This window comes from Methylobacterium sp. HJ2 (assembly GCF_056431005.1).
The window spans coordinates 171,662-191,453 of record NZ_JBWJYM010000003.1; the positions used below are offsets into that span (position 1 = coordinate 171,662).

Sequence of the window (19,792 nt, forward strand, 5' to 3'; positions counted from 1 at the left end):
GTCCCGACGACCTGGATGCGCCGCACATCCCCCCGAGCGGCCCGCCACCCGGGCGGGCCGCTCGGCTTCCGGGCCCTACGCCTCGTCCTCCTCGGCCCCGTCCTCGCCGACGATGTGCTCCACCGAGACGACGCGCTCGGCCTTGTCGGTGTTGAACACCGTCACGCCCTGCGAGGCGCGGCCGACCATGCGGATGTCGTCCACCGGCACGCGGATGAGCTGGCCGGCATTGGTGACCAGCATGATCTGGTCGGTGCTCTCCACCGGGAAGGAGGCGACGAGGCTGCCGTTGCGCGGGTTCACCCGCATCGCGGTGATGCCCTTGCCGCCGCGGTTGGAGGTCCGGTACTCGAAGGAGGACGAGCGCTTGCCGAAGCCGCGCTCCGAGAGGGTGAGCACGAACTGCTCGTTGGCGCTCATCTCGGTGTAGCGCTCCGACGAGATCGCGGCCTCGACGGTGGCCTCCTCCGCCTCCTCGGCGCCGTCGGCCTCGCCCCCGTCGCCGATCACCGCCCGGCGCATCTTCAGATAGCCGGCCCGCTCCTCCGGCGAGGCCTCGAAGTGGTTGAGGATCGCCATCGAGATCACGCGGTCGTCCTTGGCGAGGTTGATGCCGCGCACGCCCGTGGAATCGCGGCCCTTGAACACCCGCACGTCCTCGACCGGGAAGCGGATGCACTGCCCCTCCGCCGTGGTGAGCAGCACGTTCTGGTCGGGCCGGCAGATCTCGACATGGACGATGTGGTCGCCCGGATCGAGCTTCATGGCGATCTTGCCGTTGCGGTTCACCTGGACGAAGTCCGAGAGCTTGTTGCGCCGGACGTTGCCGCTGGCGGTGGCGAACATCACGTCGAGGGTCTCCCAGGACGCCTCGTCCTCCGGGAGCGGCATGATCGTGGTGATGCGCTCGCCCGGCGCCTGCAATTGCAGGATGTTGACGAGCGCCTTGCCGCGGGCGTTCGGCGCCGCGATCGGCAGGCGCCAGACCTTCTCCTTGTAGGCCTGGCCCTGGTCGGAGAAGAACAACACCGGCGTGTGGGTCGAGGCCACGAACAGGCGGGTGACGAAATCCTCGTCCCGCGTGGCCATGCCCGACCGCCCCTTGCCGCCGCGGCGCTGGGCCCGGTAGGTCGAGAGCGGCACCCGCTTGACGTAGCCGGCATGGGACACGGTCACCACCATGTCCTCGCGGGCGATCAGGTCCTCGTCCTCGACGCTCGAATCGTAGTCGAGGATCACCGTGCGGCGCGGCGTCGCGAATTGCGCGCGCACCTCGGCGAGCTCGTGCTTGACGATGGCCTGGATGCGGGCGCGCGAGCGCAGGATGTCGAGATAGTCGGCGATCTCGGCGGCGAGCGCCTTCAGCTCGTCCCCGACCTCGTCGCGGCCCAGCGCGGTGAGGCGCTGCAGGCGCAGGTCGAGGATCGCCCGCGCCTGGATCTCCGAGAGCCGGTAGGTGCCGTCCGCGGCGACGCGGTGGCGCGGGTCGTCGACCAGCGCGATCAGCGGCGCGATGTCGTGGGCCGGCCAGTCGCGGGCCATCAGGGCCTCGCGGGCGCTGTTGGGGTCGGGCGAGGTCCGGATCAGCCGGATCACCTCGTCGATGTTGGCGACCGCGATGGCGAGGCCGCACAGGACATGGGCGCGCTCGCGCGCCTTGCCGAGCAGGAACTTGGTGCGGCGGGAGACGACCTCCTCGCGGAAGTCGTTGAAGGCCTGCAGCAGGTCCTTCAGGTTCATCAATTCGGGGCGACCGCCGTTCAGCGCCACCATGTTGCAGCCGAAGGAGGATTGCAGCGGCGTGTAGCGGTAGAGCTGGTTCAGCACCACCTCGGCCATCGCGTCGCGCTTGATCTCGACCACGATGCGCATGCCGTCGCGGTCGGATTCGTCGCGCAGGTCCGAGATGCCCTCGACGCGCTTCTCCTTCACCAGCTCGGCGATCTTCTCGATCAGCGTCGCCTTGTTCACCTGATAGGGGATCTCGGTGAAGATCAGCGCCTCGCGCTCCTTGCGCAGCTCCTCCACGTGGGACTTCGCCCGCATGATGATGGAGCCGCGCCCCGTGGCGTAGGCCTGGCGCGTCCCCGCGCGGCCGAGGATGGAGCCGCCGGTCGGAAAATCGGGGCCGGGCACGATCTCGGTCAGCGCCTCGACCGTCAGGCCCGGATCGTCCATCAGGGCGATGCAGGCGTCGATCAGCTCGCCGAGGTTGTGCGGCGGGATGTTGGTGGCCATGCCCACCGCGATGCCGCCCGCCCCGTTGACGAGGAGGTTCGGAAACCGGGCCGGCAGGACGGTCGGCTCCTCGCGCGACTCGTCGTAGTTCGGCTGGAAGTCGACGGTGTTCTTGTCGATGTCGGAGAGCAGCGCCGTCGCGGGCTTGGCGAGGCGCGACTCGGTATAGCGCATGGCCGCCGCCGGATCGCCGTCGACCGAACCGAAATTGCCCTGCCCGTCGATGAGCATGAGGCGCATCGAGAAGTCCTGGGCCATGCGCACCAGGGCGTCGTAGATCGATTGGTCGCCGTGCGGGTGGTAGAGGCCGATCACGTCGCCGACGATGCGGGCCGATTTGACGTATTTGCGCTCCGGCAGGTGCCCGGACTCGAAGGCGGAGTACAGGATGCGCCTGTGCACCGGCTTCAGCCCGTCGCGCGCGTCGGGAAGCGCGCGCGAGACGATCACGCTCATGGCGTAATCGAGGTAGGAGCGGCGCATCTCGTCGGTGATGGAGACGGGGCGGATGTCGCTGGCGGGCGGCGGCGGCGCGCCGGCCCCCGGATCGTTTGTCTCTGCCAAGGCTACCTGTCCGTGTCGCGGGGGCGGGAGGCCCCACGGGTTCCGGCGCACCGACCCGGCGGGTGGCGGCGGAATACGCGTGATATCAAGTGGTTAAATAATGATCACTCCCGCCGGACGCAAGCGCGGCCTCAAGCCGCCATCGCCAGCGTCCCCGGGTCCGAAGCCGTTCTCAGACCGAGGAAAACCTCGACGGCCTCCAGATCCCGGAAGGGCATGAATTCCGGTCGCAACGGCGCGGGCAGCCCCTCGAAGGCGAGACCCGGGAAGGTGTCGGGATGGGGGTAGAGCTGCCAGGGCGCGCCCGGCTCGGCGGGCTGGAACAGCATCGCGACCTTGCGGCGGCCGAGCCGCACGAGGCGCGTCGGGCTGTAGCTCAGGGTCTCGATCGAGAAGGCCTCGTCCCGGCCTCGGGCGTGCGCGCGTCGCATGGTGCGTCTCTCCTGCTCCGGGGACCGGCCCATCCGGCCCCGTCCGTGTCGGTGTCGCCTCGGGTGTCATCCGGCGTGCGGAGCCGGATCAGGCCGCGCGGCGGCGGCCCTTGCCCCCCGGCCAGCCCAAAGCCACGAGGCGGGCCTTGGCGTAGTCCCGCACCTCGTCGCGGGTGCCCTGGGACATGGCGGCGAGCGCCCCTTGCGTCTCCCCCGACAGCATCAGGTCGGTGACGGCGTTGACGCTGTCGGCGGCGTCGATGGCGCGCTTGATGTCGGCCTCGGCCTCGGTGACCTCGTCGAAGCCGGGGGCGTCGAAATCCTCGTCCACCGCCTGCACCTCGGCGAGGCGGCCGCCGCGGAACTCGTCGGCCTCCTCCTCGCTGTAGACGAGGCCGTGCAGCTCGATCAGCTTGAGGATGACGCGGTCCTTGCCGCGCTTCTCGGCCATCGCCCAGACATAGGCGGCCTGCTTGCCCGAGACCCGGTAGTTCACGTTGACCAGCGCCTCGCCGATCGACCACGCCACGCGCTCCGCGCCGGGCTTGGCGCCGGGCAGCCGCCCGGTCACCAGGAGCACCGCCTCGTCGCGCTCGGCGCGCACGATCGTCGGCGGGTCGAAGCTGATCCCGGCCTGGGCGGCGATGCGCTCCAGGGTCTTGTGATAGATCACGGCCGTGCCCTGCACCCGCCAGACGTTCCCAGCGAAGGGTTCGCCGAACTTCACCAGGGTGTCGGCGATCTGCTTGTCGGCGGTTCTCATCGGGCTTCCCATCGGGCGATCCGCATTCCGAGCCATCCACAGGCAAAGCCGGCGTGGCTGTATGTTCCTGATTTGTTCTATGCAATATGCGGTGTTCCGTGGCGGCCCGCAAGGTGGCGCCGGTGCGATTCGCGCGCGCACCGCTCGCGCCGCCGCGGCCCCTGTGCCAGAAGGCGCCGCGCCCGCCCGAAGCCGGATGATCCGCCTCGCATGAAAGCCTACGTCTCCTGCGCGCCCGACGCGCTCTATCCGGCGGGCGGGCTCGTCCCCGTGCCGGAGGGGCTCGACGCGGACGGCGCGGCCGAGATCGTGGCCGAGCTCTACCCAGCCTGGCGCTACCGCTGGCCGGTGCCCGACAGCCTCCGCCTGCCCGAATCCCCCCGCCTCGACCTCGTCGAGGCCACGACCCGGCCGGTCCACGGCGCAGGCCCACCGAGCCTCCTCGTGCGCGTCGCCGACGCGACCCTGAGGCGCAACGTCCTGATGGTCGGCCCGCCCGGCGCGCGGCGGGCGATCTACGAGAGCCATCCGCCAGAGGACCGGTTGATGGCGGGGCCCCTCGCCCTGGATTCCGAGGCCGAGCCGCTCGCGCCGGAGGGGCCCGCCCTCTACGTCGGCAACCAGGGCTCGTTCAATTACGGGCACTGGCTCCTGGAGGACATGCCGCGCCTGAAGGCCGTCGCGGTTCTGCGCCACCGCCATCCGGGCCGGACCATCACCCTGCTGCTGCCGCGGCAGGACTGGTTCAACAACCGAATGCGCGAGCGCGCGACCCGGCTGTTCCTCGGGCCCGAGCGGGACGTGGCGATCCGCTTCGTCGATCCCGATACCGCCTACGCGGTGCCCGCCCTGTATTGGGCGACGCCGGTCAAGCACGCGGGCGTCGCCAAGTCCCCGGAGGCGCTCGCCCATCTCGACGCGGTGCTGCGCGGGCGGGTCGGCCGCTGGCCGTCCGCGACGCTCGGCGCGCGGGCCGCTTCCGTGCGGCGGGGAGCTTGGGGTCTGCGCCTCTTCGTCGACCGCAACCCCTTACGCGGGCGCAGCCTCCTCGACCGCGCGCCGATCCTGGCGCTGCTCGCCGCGCGCGGGTTCCGGGTGCTCGATACGGAGCGCATGAGCATTCGCGCGCAGGTCGCGCTGTTCGCGGCGGCCGAGGCGGTGGTGGGGATCAAGGGCGCCGGACTCGTGAACACCGTGTTCTGCCGCCCCGGCACGAACGTGGTCCACCTCGCCCCCGACAGCTTCCCCGACCCGTATTACCGCGACATCGCCGCCGCGCGCCGGCACGGCTACCACGCCCTCTACGGCGCCGCGGAGCCGGGCGAGCGCCGCGATCACCTGCGGGATTTCCGGATCGACCCGGCCGACCTGGCCCGGGTGCTCGACCGGATCGGGGCGCGGGCGTGAGGGTGGGGCGGAACGCGGTCGGGCTGACGCGTTGAGGGGCCGCCGACGCCCCAGCCCGGCCGCCTGAAACGTCGACTGCGTTCCTCCAAATCGGTCGTTCGCCGGACCTCCCGCAACGTCGACTCAAGGCGGAAGGCAGCCCTCATCTCCCAAGCGTCAGCCATCCACTTACAAATACGGCATCGGCCCAGGTTCCAGCTATCGAGTTCGATGAGTAGTGGTAGTCGCCTTTCCACTCCTCGGGAGGCAAAGCGACGAAGCCCGCAACTCCAGTCTGTCCGGTCTGGAAATAGGCGCCACAACTTGATGTATCATAGATCACGCCAAATTCGCGTGGCAAGTTTCCAGCCAACGGTTCAACAACGCGAACCCACGCGTACCGTTCGACCTCTGACACCTCCCGTACTCTCAAAGTCTCTACTTTGGCAGCGAATAGAGATTTGGGCCAGGAGACGATGGAGCCCTTGGCTGGAAACGGAATATCGCATGCGGCAGCCGCCACCGGCGAATTCAGCGCCATGACGACGGTGAGGACTATGAAATCGATTTTCGCCAACGGTCAGTCTTTCGAAGGGGGACCGGCAAGCCCATGCCGATGACACTGAACCGTTCCGGTGCAACGCAAACTGGCACAGCTTCCGCAGGGAGTCGGAAGCGAGCCCGGCGGCACCGTTCGGTTCGACGCATCGGCGGTCCGGAAGCGGACGGGTAGGAAACCGAAGCAGAGTTCCGCACGCGTCAGCGGCTCGCCTTGCGATCGCAGCCCCCGCCCTGCGTCCCTATCCGCCCCGCCTCACCCCGCCCGCACCTCGATGTCCAGCGTGGGCCCCTGCGGGGTCATGCGCGGGCGCGAGACCACGCGATCGTCGGGTCCGAGGATGCCGAGCGCCACGTCGCGGTCGGGCAGCACCGCGATCGTCGCCTTGTTGACGTGGACGAGGACGTGGCGGCCCTTCGGGATCGAGGCCGCGGCCCAGCGCCGGAGCTGGCCGAGATAGGGCTCGCGGCGCCACGCGTTCGCCTGGCCCGGATCGACCTGCACGTTCATGTTGCGCGTCGCCGGATCGAGGGCGAGCACCATCCGGGCGCGGTCCGGCTTCCATTCCGGTCCGAGCCAGGCCTCCGTCATCCAGAGGCAGTGGAAGGCCCGGCAATGGTCGGGCCGGGCGGCGTGGATGGCGCAGCCCTTGCCCGCGAGGGTATGGCGGCACCATTGCCCGGCCACGCTCTCGACGGCGGGGACGTCGTAGACCTTGCAGCACAGCGTGCAGGATCCGCAGGCGCGGCCGGGCGCGGGCGTCGCGACGATCTGGGCGGGGTCGAGCATCGGGGGCCGTTTCGGTCCGGTGTGTCTGAGCGGGCGCGTGCGGGGTTACTGGACGGGCATCGGGCCGGTAGTGTGGCGGGATCCGTCACGGGATCCGCATCCGTCGCGGGTCCGCCTCAGGCTTCCTGCACGAGTCGCCCCATGCTGTCGAACCTCGCCACCCGCGACGTCGAGACCCTGATCCATCCCTACACCAACCTCGATGCGCATCGCGCCGCCGGGCCCCTGGTGCTGGAGCGCGGCGAGGGCGTCTACGTCTACGACACCGAGGGCCGGCCCTATATCGAGGGCATGGCCGGGCTGTGGTGCACGGCGCTCGGCTACTCGAACGCGGAACTCGTCGAGGCCGCCCGGGCGCAGATGGCCCGGCTCCCGTTCACGCACCTGTTCTCCGGCCGCAGCCACGATCCGGCGATCGAGCTGGCCGAGGTGCTCAAGGAACTGATGCCGATCCCGACCTCGAAGGTGTTCTTCACCTCGTCGGGCTCGGAGGCGAACGACACCCAGGTCAAGCTGACGTGGTACTACAACAATGCCCTCGGCCGGCCGCGCAAGAAGAAGATCATCGCCCGGAACCGGGGCTATCACGGCGTCACGGTGGCGAGCGCCTCGATGACCGGGCTGCCGGCCAACCACACCGATTGGGATCTGCCGCTGCCGGGCTTCCTGCACACCGCCTGCCCGCACCATTACCGCTTCGCGCAAGCCGGCGAGAGCGAGCAGGCCTTCTCGGAGCGCCTCGCGGCCGAGCTCGAGGACCTGATCCTGCGCGAAGGCCCCGACACGGTGGCGGCCTTCATCGCCGAGCCGGTGATGGGCGCGGGCGGCGCCATCGTGCCGCCCGAGGGCTACTTCGCGGCGATCCAGCCGGTGCTGGCCCGCCACGACGTGCGCCTCATCGCCGACGAGGTCATCTGCGGCTTCGGCCGGCTCGGCACGTGGTTCGGCAGCGAGGCCCTCGGCATTCGGGCGGACAGCCTCTCCTTCGCCAAGGCGCTGACCTCGGGCTACGTGCCGCTCGGCGGGCTGACGATCGACCCGCCGCTCTACGAGGCGATGCTCGACCAGAGCCGCAAGATCGGCACCTTCGGCCACGGCACCACCTATTCGGGGCATCCGGTCGCCTGCGCGGTCGCCCTGAAGACGATCGAGATCTACCGGCGGGACCGCATCGTCGAGGGCGCCGCCGCGAAGGCCCCGCGCTTCCAGGCCCGGCTCTCGGCACTCGCCGAGCACCCGATCGTGGGAGAGGCGCGCGGCCTCGGCCTGATCGGCGGGCTCGAGATCGTCGCCGACAAGCGGAGCCGGGCGCAATACGAGCCGAAGGCGGGGGTGGCCGCCCGCTGCGTCGCCTTCGCCCAGGCCGAGGGGCTGATCGTGCGCGCGCTGGCGGGCGACCGCGTGGCCGTCTGCCCGCCCCTGGTGATCTCCGAGGACGAGATCGACGCCCTGTTCGACCGGCTCACCCGGGCGCTCGACCGCACCCGCGACTGGATCGCCGCCGAGGGCTTGGTGGCGCAGGGGGGCTGAAGGGGGCGGCGCGCGAAGCGCCAGGGCCGTCGGCGCAGACCCTGCCCGGGCCGGTGCCGCGCGGCTGGGTGAAGCTCCCGACACGGCCGTTCTGCGACCGGCACCGGCCCTTGGAGGCCGCGCCGAGCGTCGGGCATTCCGGCCCGGCCGTCCGCGGAATCGCCGATCGCGCCGATCGGGTTCGGCCCGGTCCGGCCTCCCCCTTCTGCGTCGCGAGCGCCAGGGTGCCGTCCGTCAGAACCAGGAAGCGGATGCCGCCCTGCTCCAGGGTCGTGAGCGCCGCCCGGCGGTTCCGGTCCAGCACGGTCTCGGCGTTCTCCTCCATGCGCCGGACGGTGGAGAGGGACAGCCCGCTGCGACCGGCGAGATCCTGCATCGCCCAGCCGAGCAGCGCGCGCGCCGCGCGCAGGTGATGCCCCTGGACGGACTTCGCGAGCAGCTCCTGCCCGGGTATCGGGGGCCCCGCCGACGCGGCGTCGCCCGCCACCAGCGCCGACGATCCCGACGGAGACAGGGCGCGCGCCGCGTGCAGCCAAGCATCACCCCGGGACTGCTCGACCTGCCGCCCCTCCTGTCGGCCGTCCTGCCAGCCTTTCTGCCAGCACGCACGCGCCGTCAGGCCATCCGCGTGTCGGTCGCCCGCGGCGGCGCATCCGGCGGCGCCGGACCCCGGGACCGATGGCCCCGGAGGCGCGGTACGGCGAGCCAGACCGGTCTCGGGCGTGAGGTCCAAATTCGCCGACAATCCGCCATCGAACCGAGAGTTCAGGCGCGGCGGATCCTCGCTCCGGCGGTGTAGTTCGATCTTCGCGGACGTTTCGCGCAAGGGTATCGCCATGGCATCCTATCCCGAGGGCCAAGTGAATTTCGTCCTGTGCTAAGAAATTCCGATCTGTTCTCGGAACAGAAAAGGACGTTCGCTCGAAGACTTTCGTCGCTTGGCTACTGGCAACACTGCAAGGATCGGGTCAAACCGAGAGTCTGTCAACGTGTGCGCAATAATTACACTTTAATGCGCAAATTCTACATCGGGCGAAGCTGTGATCCTGGCGCGATATGACGCGAGAGCGCGGCCTGCGGACGGGCCGCACCGTGCGACCCACACGGCGCGGAGCGGATCTCGGGCCGGTGCGGAGGATGCCAGAGGCCGGTCGGCACGCGGCGACCCGCGGCCCCTCGACATTCGCCGGGGGCCCGCCTGCGCGGCCGCACCGGACGGCCGCCTCGGGAGTATGGAATCGCGACCTCGCGCAGGTCGGCCGTGCTGGCGCCTCGCGGCCGTGCCGGCGTCCCGCCATCGCTTCGCGGGCTCGGCCGAGCCCGGGCCGTCGCGTCGCGCGAGCGGACGCCGCCTCAGCCGGCAGAACCGGCCTTCGCGCCGCGCGGCGGGGGGGCCGCCTGCCGACGCGTGTCCCCCGGGGTGCAGCCGTACAGGCGCCGGTAGCGCTGGCCGAAATCGTTCAGGTGAACGAAGCCCCAGCGCCGCGCGATCTCGGCGATCGGCGTCGCGGCCTCGCGGCGGTCGCTGAGATCCCGGTGAACCCGGGCGAGGCGCCGGGCGAGAATCACCTGCGTGGGCGAGAGGCCCAGCTCGTCCTTGAACGTCGACTGGATCGCCCGGACGCTCACGCCCGCCACCGAGGCGATCTCGGCGAGCCGCATCGGCTGATCGAGATTGGCCTCGATGTAGTCCAGCGCGCGCCTCAAGATCCGCGGCGGCAGGGCCACCGGGGCAGGTTCGGGCGAGGGCGCCCGCGTCGGCCAGGACGAGAGCAGCTGATAGCTCAAGATCTCGTGCAGGAGCGTGAACATGTGGTCCTGCTGATGATCGGCCGCCATCATCCGCTGCTGCACCTGGAGGACCGTGCAGTAGAGGGCCCGCATGCCGGGCGCCTCGAGCCGGGCGATGGGCTCGAAGAGCGGGACGGAGCTGGAGGCCCCGCCGGTGAGCGCCGCCTGGGCGGCTTCGAGCGCGTGGAGCGACAGGGTCGCGCTCACGGCGCTGAAATCCGCCGAGGCCTCGACCTGCCGCAACTCGTCGAAGGCCACGAGCGTGGCGATGTCGGGCAGCCCCAGGTAATCCCCTTCCGTGCGCCGGTAGAAGATCCGGCCGCTGGTGACGAAGCGCAAAGTGAGGAGGTCGGCGGTAAATTTCGGCTGTGTGATGAAGCCGCTCGCGGAGCGGGTCTTCCACAGGCTCAGCACCGTGCTCTGGCTGCCGACGATCTCGATCTGCGGTGCCGTCGCCCGCAGCGTGTCGAAATTCACCGCGATGCCGCCGGTCTCGTTGAAGGCGCGCAGCGCGGAGCGCGAGGACAACGTGGCCTGGAACGCGACCTGGGGATGCCAGACGCGCTCCATCTCATGGATTCGCGGGCTCATCGCGCTGGCCGGAATGCCACTTCGCAGGTATCGGGCCGAACGATCTGAGAAATGACGACCTCTCGCGGACGGCTGGATTGGCCGTCGGAAAACGCGTTGCTGCGCGACGAACGCTATCGACGCACCGGCAGCCGCGCAACGCGATGGAATGCCGATTTGGAGTCAGTCCGCTCCGAATGACACCGCGCGGGGGCGCGTCGGCCCTTCGTCCGGTGATTGCGAGCCAGCTGGACCCTTGGCGGTGGTCCGGGCCCCGTGTCCGCCGGCACACGGCGCGAAGGGATGATTGCGCATTCCGGTCCGCTCTCGAAGTCTTAAGCCGGCGTTCAGGTTGATTCGCCTTGGATCGACGGCGCGGGCCGCGGTCGCCCGAGAACCGGAAAGCGAAGTCCATGTACGCCCCGAACGAGACCCAGGCCGGCGAAGCGCAGGCCGGCGACAGCCATCCCGCTGCCGTCGAGAGCGAGCGGCCCCAGATGGGCCAGGGCGAGGCCCGCTACGGCTTCCGGCCCCTCGCGCTGCCCGCACTCGCCGCCGTCGCGACCTTCGCCAAGCCCTCCGTGCGGGACCGGGTGCAGATGGGTGCGGGCGCGCGCCAGGGGATCCTGCGCCTCGTCCACGAGGACGAGCCGCAGGATTGACGAGCCCTCGGCCCGATCGAAGCGGCGTGCGCATCGCCCGGGCCCGCGCGGCGTCGGCAAGCCCGCGCCGCGCCTGAGGGCAGGCAGGGAGCCCGGACCGGGCATCCGGCCGGGAGGGTCCGGACCCGGCTCGCCCGCAATTTCGCCCTCACGCCGCGGCATCGTCCCTCCGGTGCCGCCGCGGCGGAACCTGGACGACCCCGATGCTGATCCTTCCATCCCGCCGCCAGGTGCTGGCCGGGCTCGGCACCGGCGGCGCCCTCCTGGCCGCCACGGGCGCCTACGGGCTCGGCATCGAGCCGCTGCACCGCCTCGTCGTCACCCGCTACGCCCCGCGCCTGCCGGGCTGGACGCCGGGCCTCGCCCTGCGGGTCGCCGTGCTCGCCGATTTCCACGTCTGCGAGCCGTTCATGCCGCTCGACCGGGTGGCCGAGATCGTGGACGCGACGAACGCCCTGCGCCCCGACCTGATCCTGCTCCTCGGCGACTACCCGGCGGCGGGCCGCATCGCCTGGCGCAAGGTGCCGCTCACCGACTTCGTGCGGGTGATCGAGGGCCTGCGGGCCCCGCTCGGGATGCACGCCATCCTGGGCAACCACGATTGGTGGGACGACGAGGCGGTCCAGCGCGCGCGCGGCGGCACGCCCGAGGTGCGGCGAATCCTGGAAGCGCGCGGCGTGCCCGTGATGGAGAACGACGTCCTCCGCCTGGAGAAGGACGGGCGCCCCTTCTGGCTCGCCGGCCTCGGCGACCAGGAGGCCTTCCTGGCGCAGGGACGCATCCTGGAGGCCGGACGCGACGACCTGCCCGGGACGCTCGCCAAGATCGGCGACGACGCCCCCGTCATCCTGATGGCGCACGAGCCCGACATCTTCGTGGACGTGCCGGATCGGGTCTCCCTCACCCTCTCGGGCCACACCCATGGCGGGCAGATCCGGCTGTTCGGCCACTCGCCCGCGATCCGGCGCGTGCAGGGCAACGATTTCTCCTACGGCCACGTGGTCTATCGCGGACGCCACCTCATCGTGTCGGGCGGCTTCGGCGTCAGCCGCGTGCCCGTGCGGATCGGGGTCCCGCCCGAGGTCGTCCTGCTCGAACTCGGGGATCCGGCCGCGATCGCCGCAGGCTGAGCGCGCCGGCTCGCCGCGTGCGGGATCCGGCCTATCTTTCCCGGATGCGCGCCGTCCTGCTCCGTCTCCTCCTCTCCGTCGGTCCGCCCCTCCTGGCGGCCCTGTCCGCCGCGCCCGCGCGGGCCGACGAATGCGGCGACCTGATCGGCCGGGTGACGAGCGAGACCGGCGCGACCCTCGACGACCGCAGCAGCGATTACGCGCGCTTCTCGGCGGGGCCGTCCACCAGCCTGACCTTCTCCTGCGGCGCGCCCTACGCTTCGTCGGTCGGGGCCCAGTACCGCGGCGAGAGCCCCCCCGAGAGCTACTTCACCCTGTTCGGACAGGCGGGCCACGCGATCACCGGGATCGATTCCGCGACGATCGCGGTCGCCGCCCATCGCGCCCGCGATGCCGCCACGCGCCTGCGCCACAGCAAGGTCGAGGTGAACGGCGTCGCGGTGACCTGTTCGGTGACGCGGGCCGACCCGAGCAAGGGCGCGGCGACCGACGGAGCGCCGGGCCGGGGCGACCCGGCCCGAGGCGATCCCGGCAAGGGAGACCTGACCCTGTGTGCGGTGATCGAGCACAGCGACCGCAGCTGAGCGCGCGGCTCGGCGCCCTGCTCTGCGCGCTCGCGCTGCTCGGGGCCGGTCCCGCCCGCGCCGAGGGGCCGGTCAACGACTGGGCGGGCCTGCGCGCCCGTCTCGCCGGATGCTGGACGGCGCCCGCCGGAACGGAGGGGTCGCTGATCGCCTACCGGTTCGGCCTCGACAAGACCGGGGCGCTGCGCGGCAAGCCCCTCGTCACCGCCCGCACCCTGACGGGCGATGCCGACGCACGCCGCAGCTTCGAGGCGAGCGCCGCCCGCGCGCTCGAGACCTGCCTGCCGGTGCCGGTCACGCCGAGCTTCGGCGCGGTGCTCGGCGAGAGCCCGATCCGCCTGCGCTTCGTCAACACCCGGCCGGGCGCCGCCTACCAGCTCAACTCGAACATGACGATCTTCGGCCAGGTGCCCTGACCCGCGAGCCGGCGCCCCGCCTGGAACGGGGCGCGCCCTCAATCCGGCAGGGCGAAGACCGTGAGTTGGCCGCCGGGGGCGGTGTATTGCGCGAGCACCGCGTAGCCGCCCACCGCGCCCGAGCCGTCCGCCGGATCGGTGAGCCCCGCCGCGAGACCGATCCCGGCCCAGCCGCCGATCCCGGAGAGGACCGCGACGTATTGCCGGCCCGCATGGACGTAGGTGGTGACGTTGCCGACGATCCCCGAGGGCGTCTTGAAGCGGTAGAGCTCCCGCCCGTCGCGGGCGTCGACCGCCTTCAGGTAGCCCTCGAGCGTGCCGTAGAAGACGACGCCGCCGGCCGTCGCCAGCGCCCCGGACCAGACCGAGAAGGGCTCGGGCTTCGACCACGCGATCCGGCCCCGCGCGCCGTCCCAGGCGATGAAGGCGCCGGTCCGCGTCTCCCCCGCGGGCGGCTGGAGGGCGAGCGTCGCGCCCACGTAGGGCTGGCCCGCCGCGTAGCGGACGCGGAAGGGCTCGTAATCCATGCACATGTGGTTGGTCGGCACGTAGAACAGGCGCGTCGCGGGCGAGTAGGCCGCCGGCTGCTGGTTCTTGGCGCCGAGCGCCCCGGGGCAGATCCCCGTGGTGGTCTCGTCCTCCCCGGCCGCCTCCGGCGCGTAGCGCCGGTCGACCACGGGCCGGCCGTAATCCGGGCTCGCCCGGTCCTGCTCGATCCGGCTCGCCCAGTTGACGCTCGGGTCGAACTTCTCGGCCACCAGGAGCTCGCCGGTGGCCCGGTCGAGGGTGTAGCCGAAGCCGTTGCGGTCGAGATGAGTGAGGACCGCGCGGCGCTTTCCGCCGATCTCCTGCTCGGTCAGGATCATCTCGTTGACGCCGTCGTAGTCCCACTGGTCGTGGGGCGTCATCTGGTAGACCCAGCGCGCGACACCCGTATCGGCGTCGCGGGCGATGATCGCCATCGACCAGCGGTTGTCGCCGGGGCGCTGGGCCGGGTTCCAGGTCGAGGGGTTGCCGGTGCCGTAATAGACGAGGTTCAGCGCCGGGTCGTAGGAGAACCAGCCCCAGCTGCAGCCGCCGCCGAGGCGCCACTGGTCGCCCTCCCAGGACTTCAGCGAGGACTCGGGGCCGACGGGCTTGCCGAGCTCCGTCGTCCGCTCGGGATCGACCAACATGTCGGCGTCCGGGCCGGTGGCGTAGGCGCGCCAGAGCCGGCGCCCGCTCGCCTGATCGTAGGCGGTGACGTGGCAGCGCGCCCCGTACTCGCCGCCCGAGATGCCGACGATGATCTTGTCCTTCACGGGCAGCACGGTCGCCGTGTTGGTCTCCCCCCGCCCCGGGTCGCCGTTCCGCACCGACCACAGCGCCGCGCCGGTCTCGGGATCGAGGGCGACGAGGGTGGTGTCGGCCTGATGCAGGAACAGCCGCCCGTTGGCGTAGGCGAGCCCGCGATAGACGGTGTCGCAGCACAGGACCGGGATGACGCCCGCATCCTGGCGCGGCGTGTAGCGCCAGAGGATCCGGGCCTCGTGATCGAGGTCGAGGGCATAGACGATGTTCGGGAAGGGCGTGTGCACGAACATCCGGTTGCCCACGACGATGGGCGCCCCCTCGTGCCCGCGCAGCACGCCGGTCGAGAAGGTCCAGGCGACCTTGAGCGTGGCGACGTTGGCGGCGTCGATCTGCGCGAGGTCGGAGAAGCGCGTGTTGGCGTAGTCCAGGGTCTGGAGGACCGGCGCCTCCCCGGTGAGCCCTCCTCCTGCGAGCCCTTCTCCTGCGAGCCCTTCTCCGGCGAGGGCCGGACGGACGAGCGCCAGGATCAGGATGAGCAGGCGAAGGCAGCGCGGCATCGTCCGAAGCTCCCGTTATCTGGCGATCGTGGTGTCGCGGGTCCCGGCCGATCCCGGACCCGGACGGTCTTGGTCCCGGCGGAGATGCCGGGTCAGGGCACCAGCCAACGCCCCGCCCAGCCCGACCCCTGCCGGGTCCAGGCCGCGCGCCGGTGGCCGCGCCGGTCGAGATAGAGGAACTCGAGCCGCTCGGCCCGCACGATCGCCGCGGCGAAATGCGGCCGGCCGAGTTGGGGGGCGGCCGCCGCGTCGGGCAGCGCGTAGGCATCGCCGGCCGGGATCTCCGTGCCGGGCCCCGGATCGGTGCCGTAGCAGACCCGGCTCATCGCCTGCGCGGCGGCCCAGGCGGCATCGGCCACCGCGTCGTCGGTGTGCAGCCGGGCGATGCCCTCGACCCGGATCTGGATCTTGGTCTCGCCGTCGTAGGCGCAGAGCGCACAATCCGCGGCGCGCGCGATCTCCGCGGCCTTGTCCGAGCGGGTGTCGCAATGGATGCGCAGCGTCCCCGCGGCGGGGTCGGCCTCGCGCAGCACCACCGTGCGCAGCCGCGGCCGGCCGGCGGCGTCGACGGTGCCGAGCACCGGCAGGTGGAAGCCGCTGCGCCCCCGCTCCGCCCCGTCGCCCAGGAGCCGCCAGAGCTCGGCCCGGCAGGCGTCGAGGTCGTCGTGGAAGGGCGGCAGCGGCGCGCGGCTCATCCGGCCTTGGCCTCCCGGCCGCGGCGGCGGCGCTCGCGCGCGATGAGCGCGAGGTTGCGCAGGTAGATGCCGGTGGAGAGGCCCTGGCCGATGATGATCACGGGCTCCCGCCGCACGAAGCCGTAGACCAGGGTCATCAGCCCGCCCGCGATCGACAGGAACCAGAACGAGAGCGGCATGACGCTCTTGCCCGCCCGCTCGCTCGCGATCCATTGCAGGATGAAGCGCGAGCCGAAGATCAGCTGCGCGGCGATCCCGAAGACCAGCCAGAAATCGAACCGGGTGACGAAGACGTCGTAGAAATAGTCCGGCAGGTCGTGCGCGAGCTGGATCAGCATGGTCCGGGGCCCCCCGTTTCGGCGACCTCGGGAGTCGGGCGCTTGCGCCGGATCAGCCACCACACCCCGGCGAGGTCGAGGATGCCGACCCAGAGCCGGTCGAACAGGCCATAATTCGAGTGCCCGGAGAAGCGCGGGCGGTCGACCACGTCGCGATGGACGACGCGGAAGCCCTCGCGGGAGACCAGCGCCGGCATGAAGCGGTGCAGCGCGTCGAAATAGGGCAACCGCAGGTAGACCGCGCGGCGGAACACCTTGAGGCCGCAGCCGGTGTCGCGGGTGGCGTCGCGCAGGATCCGGCCCCGCACGCCGTTGGCGATGCGCGACTGCGCCATCTTGAAGGCGCCGTCCTTGCGCCCGCGCCGCTGCCCCTGGGCGAGGCCCGCGCCCGGGCCGCCCTCCTCGAGCGCCGCGACGAGGGCCGGGATGAAGGCCGGGTCGTTCTGGCCGTCGCCGTCGAGCGTCGCGATGATCTCGGCGCGCGAGGCCGCCACGCCGCTGCGCACCGCCGCCGACTGGCCGCCGCTGCGGGCGTGGCGCAGCACCCGCAGCCAGGGGTGCCGGGCGCGGGCCGCCGCCAGGGCCTCGGGCGTCGCGTCGGTGGAGCCGTCATCGACGTAGATCACCTCGAAGGGCGCCAAGGCCGCGCAGGCCTGCCCGATCTCGGCGACGAGGCCCGCGATGTTGCCGGCCTCGTTCTTCACCGGCACGATGACGCTCAGACGGATCTCGCTCACGGGACCACCGCGTAGGCCGTGAGGTCGAGCCGCCGGCCGCCATTGATGTTGAAGCCCGAGACGGTGCCCACAGCCCGTGGCGGCGGCCCGTCGGCGGTCGCCGCGGCGAAGTCGGCCGCGAGCCGGCCGTCCACCACGACGAGGCGGCAGCCGCCCGCGCGCAGGAAGGCCGCGGCCTCCCCGGCGCTCGCGGGCGTCGCGAGGTCCGTGCCCATCAGGAAGACGAGGCTCGGCTCGCGATAGCCGAAGCTCGCCACTCGCGGCTCGCGACAGGGCAGCGCGTCGCGGATCGCGGCGAGGCGCGGCGAGATCTTCAGGGCCGGGATCTGACGCTGCGCCAGCCCGAACAGCGCGGGCGAGAGCAGGAGGGCGGCGAGCACGCCGAGCACCAGCGCGCGCTCGGGCCTGGACTGCGCCAAGGCGTGCCAGCCCGCGAACGCGGCGGCGCAGGCGGCGGCGAGCAGCGGCATCGCGCTCCAGGGCACGATCCGGTCGAGCTGCCAGCACGCGAGCGCGACGCCGATCGTGAGGGCGACGGGGATCGCGACCAGCAGCGCCGCCACCGCGCGGGCGCCGCGCCGGGCGGGGTCGAGGCCGCCGCGGGTCAGCGCGAGGACCGTCAGGATCGCGACCGCGGGCATCAGCGGCAGCACGTAATGCGGGAGTTTCGTCGGCACGCACTCGAACAGGAGCCAGGCCGGCAGGATCGCGGCGACCAGGAACGCCACCGCCTCGTCGCGCCGCTCGCGCCACGCGAAGGGCAGGCTGAGTGCGGCGAAGGGTGCGCCCGGCCAGAAGGTCAGGAAGAAGGCGACGAGGTAGGCGCCGGGTGGTCCCCAATGCTTCTCCTTGGCGCCCCCGACCTTGCCCAGCATGTCGTGCCCCACCGCCTCGCCGAAGAAGGCGCCGCCGCTCTTCCAGGCGATGGCGACGAACCAGGGCGCCACTGCGAGGGCCACGAAAGCCAGGCCCGGCAGAGGGCGCAGGCGCTGGAGCCAGTCGCCGGAGCGGATCCAGACGGACAGCGCGAGCGCGGGCAGGCCGGCGAAGAGCGGCACCATCGGGCCCTTGACCAGGATGCCGAGCGCCATCCCGCCCCAGAAGGCGACCGGCACCGAGGCCGGCAGGGGTACGGCGCTGCCCCGCGACAGCCAGGCCCGGGCGAGCGCCCCGAGGCTCGCCGCCGCGCAGGCGGTGAGCAGCGCGTCGGTCTTGGCGAGCCGCGCCTCGGCCGAGAGCATCACGCAGGCGGCGAACAGGGCCGCGGCGAGCACCGCGCCGCGGCGCCCCAGGAAAGCGAGCGCCGCCCAATAGGCCAGGAGCACGGAAGCCAGGGCGCCGAGGAGCGAGGGCAGGCGGTAGAGGGCGATTTGCGTGCGCGCCGCGGGCACGCCGAGCGCCTCGCCGGCCGCGACGCTGACGGCCTGGAGCCAGTAGATGCCCACGGGCTTCTTGTGGCGCGCCTCGCCCTGGAAACGGATGTCGACGAGATCGCCCGTCTCCAGCATCTGCTTGGAGGCCTGGGCGAAACGCGGCTCGTCCCGGTCCATCGGCTGGAGCGAGATCTGGCCCGGCAGGAACAGGACGAGGCTGATGAGCAGCAGGACGGCGCAGGCCCGGGCGTGGCTGAGCGCGGCGAGCGCGGGCAGACGGTCGATCAGGTCGGGACCCGTGCGCCCCGCCGCGCGGCCCGCGGACAGGCTGGTCATGCGTGGTCCGTCATCGAGGGGTCCCGTGTCCCGGGTGGGGTGGCCGTGGGCGGCTCCGGACCGGTGCGCGGCGTCGCGGCCGGCCGTGTCGGTGATCGCACCCGGAATGTCAAATGCGCGCCGGTCTCATCCCCCCGCGGCCGGCTGGCAGGCGGCGCAGAAGAAGGTCGAGCGGCCGGACTGCACGATGCGGGCGACGGTGCCGCCGCATCCCGGGGCGCGGCAGGGCTCGCCGAAGCGGTCGTAGACCCGGAAGGCGTGCTGGAACGCGCCCGCGCTCCCGTCTGTGTGGGCGTAGTCGCGCAGCGTCGAGCCGCCCGCGGCCACCGCCTCGGTGAGCACCGCCCGAATGGTCTTGGCGAGCCGCGTCGCCTTCGGAGTCGGGCGCCCGTCGGGCTTGGCGAGGAGGCCCGCCGGCGTCTCGGGATGAAGCCCCGCCCGGTGCAGCGCCTCGCAGACGTAGATGTTGCCGAGCCCCGCGATCAGGCTCTGGTCGAGGAGCGCGGCCTTCAGCGGCGTGATCTTGTGCCGGAACAGCCGGGCGATCGCCGCTCCGTCGAGTTCGCTGCCGAGCGGCTCGATCCCCATCCGGGCGAAGTGGCGGCAGGCCGCGAGCGTCTCCGTCGGCACGAGATCCATGAAGCCGAAGCGGCGCACGTCGTTGTAGGTGATGGTCGCGCCCGATCCCATCGCCATCACCACGTGGTCGTGCTTGGGCACCCCCTGAGCGCCTTCGAGGTAGAAATCGCCCGGCGAGAGGTTGCGCCCGTCCGGCATCGCCACGTCGAAGCGCCCGCTCATGCCGAGGTGCATGATCAGGGTCTCGCCCGAATCGAGCCCGGCCGTGAGGTATTTCGCCCGGCGCGCCAGATCCGTCACCGTGCGGCCCTCGAGCCGCGCGGCGAAATCCTCGGGGAAGGGGAAGCGCAGGTTCGGGCGGCGCAGGCTGATGCGGGCGAAGCGGGCCCCGACCATCGCGGGCGCGAGGCCGCGCCGTACGGTCTCGACCTCGGGCAATTCGGGCATGATGGGTCTGGCGTTCGCGGATCG

Annotated in this window: 19 protein-coding genes; 6 read left to right on the forward strand and 13 right to left on the reverse strand. The window is 71.9% G+C overall.

The window, feature by feature from the left end:
• Positions 1-75: 75 nt before the first annotated feature.
• The 3 genes from gyrA to ACS5RC_RS09385 form a co-directional block, all read right to left on the reverse strand.
• Positions 76-2,802, reverse strand: coding sequence for a DNA gyrase subunit A (gyrA, locus tag ACS5RC_RS09375; RefSeq protein ID WP_478343587.1), 2,727 nt, complete (start codon positions 2,800-2,802; stop codon positions 76-78).
• 131 nt (positions 2,803-2,933) lie between these two features.
• A complete protein-coding gene (locus ACS5RC_RS09380; RefSeq protein WP_478343588.1) occupies positions 2,934-3,233 on the reverse strand; it encodes a hypothetical protein in 300 nt (99 codons plus the stop codon).
• Positions 3,234-3,321: 88 nt separating this feature from the next.
• The gene (locus tag ACS5RC_RS09385) at positions 3,322-3,996 is read right to left on the reverse strand and encodes a trna delta -isopentenylpyrophosphate transferase (RefSeq protein ID WP_478343589.1); all 675 of its coding nucleotides are present in this window, start codon (positions 3,994-3,996) and stop codon (positions 3,322-3,324) included.
• A gap of 210 nt (positions 3,997-4,206) precedes the next feature.
• Between ACS5RC_RS09385 and ACS5RC_RS09390 the strand changes: the two genes are divergently transcribed.
• Positions 4,207-5,403 (forward strand): glycosyltransferase family 61 protein, encoded by a 1,197-nt coding sequence (locus tag ACS5RC_RS09390; protein ID WP_478343590.1) that lies wholly within the window; start codon positions 4,207-4,209, stop codon positions 5,401-5,403.
• A gap of 142 nt (positions 5,404-5,545) precedes the next feature.
• Here ACS5RC_RS09390 and ACS5RC_RS09395 read toward each other — a convergent pair whose 3' ends face one another.
• Both ACS5RC_RS09395 and ACS5RC_RS09400 read right to left on the reverse strand, forming a co-directional pair.
• Positions 5,546-5,959 carry a hypothetical protein gene (locus ACS5RC_RS09395; RefSeq protein ID WP_478343591.1) on the reverse strand — a complete coding sequence of 138 codons (414 nt, stop codon included), beginning with the start codon at positions 5,957-5,959 and terminating at the stop codon, positions 5,546-5,548.
• Positions 5,960-6,196: 237 nt separating this feature from the next.
• A complete protein-coding gene (locus tag ACS5RC_RS09400) occupies positions 6,197-6,730 on the reverse strand; it encodes a hypothetical protein (RefSeq protein ID WP_478343592.1) in 534 nt (177 codons plus the stop codon).
• 141 nt (positions 6,731-6,871) lie between these two features.
• On the opposite strand from ACS5RC_RS09400, the gene ACS5RC_RS09405 reads away from it, so the two are divergent.
• Positions 6,872-8,260 carry an aminotransferase gene (locus tag ACS5RC_RS09405; RefSeq protein WP_478343593.1) on the forward strand — a complete coding sequence of 463 codons (1,389 nt, stop codon included), beginning with the start codon at positions 6,872-6,874 and terminating at the stop codon, positions 8,258-8,260.
• Here the strand turns inward: ACS5RC_RS09405 and ACS5RC_RS09410 are convergent.
• Both ACS5RC_RS09410 and ACS5RC_RS09415 read right to left on the reverse strand, forming a co-directional pair.
• Positions 8,193-9,098 carry a helix-turn-helix domain-containing protein gene (locus tag ACS5RC_RS09410; protein WP_478343594.1) on the reverse strand — a complete coding sequence of 302 codons (906 nt, stop codon included), beginning with the start codon at positions 9,096-9,098 and terminating at the stop codon, positions 8,193-8,195. The two genes, ACS5RC_RS09405 and ACS5RC_RS09410, sit on opposite strands and share 68 nt — an antisense overlap.
• 515 nt (positions 9,099-9,613) lie before the next feature.
• Entirely contained in the window at positions 9,614-10,642 is a 1,029-nt protein-coding gene (locus ACS5RC_RS09415; protein WP_478343595.1) for a helix-turn-helix transcriptional regulator, read from the reverse strand.
• A gap of 392 nt (positions 10,643-11,034) precedes the next feature.
• On the opposite strand from ACS5RC_RS09415, the gene ACS5RC_RS09420 reads away from it, so the two are divergent.
• From ACS5RC_RS09420 to ACS5RC_RS09435, 4 genes are all read left to right on the forward strand, one after another.
• Positions 11,035-11,283, forward strand: a complete 249-nt coding sequence (locus tag ACS5RC_RS09420; protein ID WP_478343596.1) for a hypothetical protein — start codon at positions 11,035-11,037, stop codon at positions 11,281-11,283.
• A 203-nt stretch (positions 11,284-11,486) separates the two neighbouring features.
• Positions 11,487-12,413 carry a metallophosphoesterase gene (locus tag ACS5RC_RS09425; RefSeq protein WP_478343597.1) on the forward strand — a complete coding sequence of 309 codons (927 nt, stop codon included), beginning with the start codon at positions 11,487-11,489 and terminating at the stop codon, positions 12,411-12,413.
• Between the two features lie 44 nt (positions 12,414-12,457).
• On the forward strand, positions 12,458-12,997 hold the full coding sequence (locus ACS5RC_RS09430) for an ABC transporter ATPase (RefSeq protein ID WP_478343598.1): 540 nt from the start codon (positions 12,458-12,460) through the stop codon (positions 12,995-12,997).
• A complete protein-coding gene (locus ACS5RC_RS09435; RefSeq protein WP_478343599.1) occupies positions 12,964-13,413 on the forward strand; it encodes a hypothetical protein in 450 nt (149 codons plus the stop codon). Before ACS5RC_RS09430 ends, ACS5RC_RS09435 begins: the two co-directional genes overlap by 34 nt.
• A 38-nt stretch (positions 13,414-13,451) precedes the next feature.
• Here ACS5RC_RS09435 and ACS5RC_RS09440 read toward each other — a convergent pair whose 3' ends face one another.
• The 6 genes from ACS5RC_RS09440 to mutM form a co-directional block, all read right to left on the reverse strand.
• Complete coding sequence (locus ACS5RC_RS09440) at positions 13,452-15,263, reverse strand: methanol/ethanol family PQQ-dependent dehydrogenase (RefSeq protein ID WP_478343600.1); 1,812 nt, start codon at positions 15,261-15,263, stop codon at positions 13,452-13,454.
• 92 nt (positions 15,264-15,355) lie between these two features.
• Positions 15,356-15,958: a pyridoxamine 5'-phosphate oxidase family protein gene (locus tag ACS5RC_RS09445; protein WP_478343601.1), complete on the reverse strand. Its 603-nt coding sequence runs from the start codon at positions 15,956-15,958 to the stop codon at positions 15,356-15,358.
• Positions 15,955-16,296 (reverse strand): lipid-A-disaccharide synthase N-terminal domain-containing protein, encoded by a 342-nt coding sequence (locus ACS5RC_RS09450; RefSeq protein ID WP_478343602.1) that lies wholly within the window; start codon positions 16,294-16,296, stop codon positions 15,955-15,957. Before ACS5RC_RS09450 ends, ACS5RC_RS09445 begins: the two co-directional genes overlap by 4 nt.
• The gene (locus ACS5RC_RS09455) at positions 16,290-17,033 is read right to left on the reverse strand and encodes a glycosyltransferase family 2 protein (RefSeq protein ID WP_478343603.1); all 744 of its coding nucleotides are present in this window, start codon (positions 17,031-17,033) and stop codon (positions 16,290-16,292) included. The genes ACS5RC_RS09450 and ACS5RC_RS09455 overlap by 7 nt, the downstream gene beginning before the upstream one ends.
• Complete coding sequence (locus ACS5RC_RS09460) at positions 17,030-18,742, reverse strand: ArnT family glycosyltransferase (RefSeq protein WP_478343604.1); 1,713 nt, start codon at positions 18,740-18,742, stop codon at positions 17,030-17,032. Before ACS5RC_RS09460 ends, ACS5RC_RS09455 begins: the two co-directional genes overlap by 4 nt.
• A gap of 126 nt (positions 18,743-18,868) precedes the next feature.
• On the reverse strand, positions 18,869-19,768 hold the full coding sequence (gene mutM / locus ACS5RC_RS09465) for a bifunctional DNA-formamidopyrimidine glycosylase/DNA-(apurinic or apyrimidinic site) lyase (RefSeq protein ID WP_478343605.1): 900 nt from the start codon (positions 19,766-19,768) through the stop codon (positions 18,869-18,871).
• Between the last annotated feature and the right edge of the window lie 24 nt (positions 19,769-19,792).